Below are 3,498 nucleotides of genomic sequence, written 5' to 3'. Positions count from 1 at the left end.
CTTTTACAACAGAAAAAGCAAGTTTTATTAATTTACCTAATCATAATCGTCATATTGGTTTTTGATTGAGTAATAAGTTTATTTATCCGAGTGAAAAACATTTGGAACAAGTAGCAATCGGTTTGATTTATGATAATTCTTACCCTATTGTAAAATATGATGAAAATTTAAAGCGAAATATTTGAAAATATTTAACTGGAACAGAATTAATCAATTTATATAATCAATATAAACAAAATTATTTTACTAAAATGAAAAAAGCTTTATTTTTAAGTGAACCTAAAAAAGTAAAAGCAAATAATAACAATAATAATTTAACAAATTGAAGTGTTGAAAAAGAAGAACAATTAATTCGTGATTTGGAGGAATTATAAAATGGAAGTTAAATCAATAAAAGAAGAACAAAGAGAAGATAGAATAAAGTACGAAAAAAATAAAGGTTATAAATTATGTGATAATGGTTATATTATTTATAATTCAAATGAACATTATTTTAAATTATTTGGTTGTTATAACAAATTTATAAAAGCAAAAGTTTATTTTAGAAAGTTTGGTGGTGAATATAGGATTTCATTTTTATGTAAAAAATGTTATAAAAAATTCAAAAAATTCTTATCTTATGAATTTTGTGAACTTTTAGATGAGGAATGTTATAAAAAACCCGTGGAATTTAGTGTGTTTAGTTTTGATTATGAAAATGAATATGATAGAGGTTTTTTATAATGAGTTTATATGATTATTGAGTTCAATTTGTTAGTTATATTATTGGTTCAAATGCCCCTGAGTTTTTATATGTTATATCGTTTGTGTTATTTATTGTTTTGTTTTTTGGAATGTTTTTTAAACTTATTCAAAAAATGTGGAGTTTTTAAAAATGCAAAATGATTGACAAGAATTCAAAGAGTTTTTTATTTATATCTTTTTGTTTATAGATAAGGCGAATGTTGAAAGTATTACAATGTGGAATTTAACGCAAAATGAATATTTAACTTTGATGGTTGGTGTTTGAATTGTGATTTTGTTTTTAACTTGGTTTTTCTTGTGAATGGTTTTTAAAATAGTTAGTTATTTTAAATAATTAAATTTTGTTATTATTATGGTTTTCTCTCCCCACAAAATTTTAAAATTTTTTTTTGAATATAATATATATTTTCATTACGAATGCAGTAATTATTAATATAAATAATGTTGTAAAAAATATTTCTTTTGCATTTATTTGATTAATATTTTTAAATATTCATTCTACAAAATTAATTGTAGTAATTAATTTTCCGATAGGATTAATTAAAAAGTTTATAATTCCAATGATAGGCAATAATATTGAAATTATTTTTAAAATTTTCTTAATTTTTATCACTCTCCTTTTTGATTTGTGGGGAGAGAAAACCATAATAATACTAGTTTAATTATAAATAACTATTGGAGGTAAAATGAAAAAATTTATATTTTTCTTTAAAAATTGTTGTTATATTAGTGGTTTAATGCTTTTGTTTAGTTTAATTGATTTATTACTTTGGATAATTTCTTTGTATTGTGTTGGTTTAGTATTTTGAATATTATTTGCTTTGCAATGTGTATATTTTGTGTGATGATTGTGAGAAAATATTTTTTATCAGTTAAATGCTTTTCGGTTAGTAAATTTTGTTTGAGATAATCCGTTATCGGTAATTATTGGGAAGTTAGGGACCGGTAAAACATTACTTTTAACTTATTTATCGCAAACTATGAAATTATTAACAGATGAAATTTATAGTAATTATCCGTTAGAAGATGATAAAGTTAAAGTTTTAACATTTAAAAATTTAGATTTTACCGATCGAACAAAACTAGTCCCACCCGATGATAGTGTTATTTTATTTGATGAAAGTTATTTATATATTGACGGAACTAGTCCTCACGATGAGAAAAAAGTTTATAGTGGTAAAATACCGTGAATTGTTTTAGCGAGACATTTTGGTAATCGTGCGTTGTTTACTGCTCAGCGTGAGGGTATGATTTGAAATAATATTCGCCAGTTAGCAAGTGGGATTATTATTCCAATTTCATTGAAAAAACCCGTTGCTAAAAAAGGATTTAATTTTTTTAATCGTTTCTTTATTATGCGAATTGGGATTTTTCAAGATATAACGGATTATGAAATTTGAAAAACAAAATCAGTAGAACGAAGAGCAGAAGGTAAAAGAGTAAAACATAAGTCGGATGTTGGGTTAGGAATTCGGTTTTTTAAAATAATTATTCCCYTTGAATTTGCGAATAAATATGATAGTCAATGATTAAAATTTGTGCGTGATTTAAAGAATGACGAAATTGTTAATAAAAAAGAATATTATTGGTCGGAAATGACAAAATTAAGCGTTAAAAAACGATTGGAGTTATTTGATATTGATATTTTGAAAAAGAATTTAAAACCTAAAAAAGAGAAAGGAAATAGTAAAGATGATTAATTTATTAGTTGAAAATAATAATAGTAATTGAGACAATATTTTTAGTTTTGTTTTTGATATATTTTTGTTTATTTTTGATGTAATTTGAAATACAAAATTACCGATGACAAATACGTCAATTGCTTATTTTTTAATCTTTTTTATGGTTATTAAGTTATCGATTTATGCAATTCACGGGACATCAACACAATATAATAATTTAGGTTCAACAGTTAATAATGGTGTTTCACAAGTATATTCGTCAACTGTACGAAAAGGTATTAATGTTGGTAAAAATGTTTATCAGAATAGTAATAAGCAACAAGTTAAACGAGAAATTAAACGCCAAAATGTTAGACAACAAGCAAAAGTTAAAAGAGGTGTTAAGTAATGATTAAATTAGTTTTATTGGTGGCGGCAATTGCGATATTTGGTACTGGTTTTATTACTGTTATTATTAATCAATTTACATCGGCAAAAAATATTATTATGGATTTATATAATTCTGATACTTGGTTGATTTGATTATTTGGTAGAATGGCCGTTTTGTTTAGTCATCCGTTAATGTTAACGATATCAAGTTTATATATTGTTGGGTTTATTGTTTCAAAAACATTGTATAGTTAGGAGTTAAGTTTATGAAAAAATCGTTATCTTTATTTGTTATATTTATTTTAACTTTTTTGGGTTTGGTTATTCCATTTATTACTTTAACGGCATTTAGACCCTTAAATGAGGAGCATTATACGCTTAAACAAGAGAATAGTACTAATAAAGGTATTAATGAAACTGATTTTATTAATACAATGTTTTTACGCAGTAGTTTTTTTGAAAATTGGTCGGAAACAAATTATTTTATTAATCCAACTTTAAAAACATCAAAAAATTTATTGTTTAATGATAAATGGTATTTAGATTTTTTACAAGATAGTTATTCAACCGGAGTTGTTTATGATAAACCTAATGAAATATTTTTGAATTATTATCGACAATGACATAGTTTAAAAAATCAGTTTATGGTTGAAAAATTTTATGATGTTAAAAAAGAGAATTTTTTGAATGATTTAACTGATTT

The 3,498-nt window shown here is 23.6% G+C and carries 7 protein-coding genes; all 7 read left to right on the top strand.

The genetic code is table 4. The annotated features are described in order from the left end of the window. The coding region (locus C6B38_RS01455; RefSeq protein WP_105298381.1) for a DUF3627 domain-containing protein at nt 1–374 on the top strand (374 nt) is incomplete at its 5' end. A gap of 1 nt (nt 375) precedes the next feature. Then, nucleotides 376–723: a hypothetical protein gene (locus C6B38_RS01450; RefSeq protein WP_105298380.1), complete on the top strand. Its 348-nt coding sequence runs from the start codon at nt 376–378 to the stop codon at nt 721–723. A 151-nt stretch (nt 724–874) separates the two neighbouring features. Beyond that, the gene (locus tag C6B38_RS01440) at nt 875–1,078 is read left to right on the top strand and encodes a DUF2649 family protein (RefSeq protein ID WP_105298379.1); all 204 of its coding nucleotides are present in this window, start codon (nt 875–877) and stop codon (nt 1,076–1,078) included. Between the two features lie 352 nt (nt 1,079–1,430). Next, on the top strand, nt 1,431–2,444 hold the full coding sequence (locus C6B38_RS01430; protein WP_105298377.1) for a hypothetical protein: 1,014 nt from the start codon (nt 1,431–1,433) through the stop codon (nt 2,442–2,444). Next, complete coding sequence (locus C6B38_RS01425) at nt 2,437–2,814, top strand: hypothetical protein (RefSeq protein ID WP_105298376.1); 378 nt, start codon at nt 2,437–2,439, stop codon at nt 2,812–2,814. Before C6B38_RS01430 ends, C6B38_RS01425 begins: the two co-directional genes overlap by 8 nt. Next, nucleotides 2,814–3,050 (top strand): hypothetical protein, encoded by a 237-nt coding sequence (locus C6B38_RS01420; RefSeq protein ID WP_015967964.1) that lies wholly within the window; start codon nt 2,814–2,816, stop codon nt 3,048–3,050. Before C6B38_RS01425 ends, C6B38_RS01420 begins: the two co-directional genes overlap by 1 nt. Before the next feature lie 11 nt (nt 3,051–3,061). Next, a partial coding sequence (locus C6B38_RS01415) for a spiroplasma phage ORF1-like family protein (RefSeq protein WP_146693251.1) occupies nt 3,062–3,498 on the top strand: 437 nt, incomplete at its 3' end.

This window comes from Spiroplasma sp. ChiS, from assembly GCF_002968355.1.
Classification (GTDB): Bacteria; Bacillota_I; Bacilli_A; order Mycoplasmatales; family Mycoplasmataceae; genus Spiroplasma; species Spiroplasma citri.
This window is presented reverse-complemented; position numbering and strand designations above follow the sequence as displayed.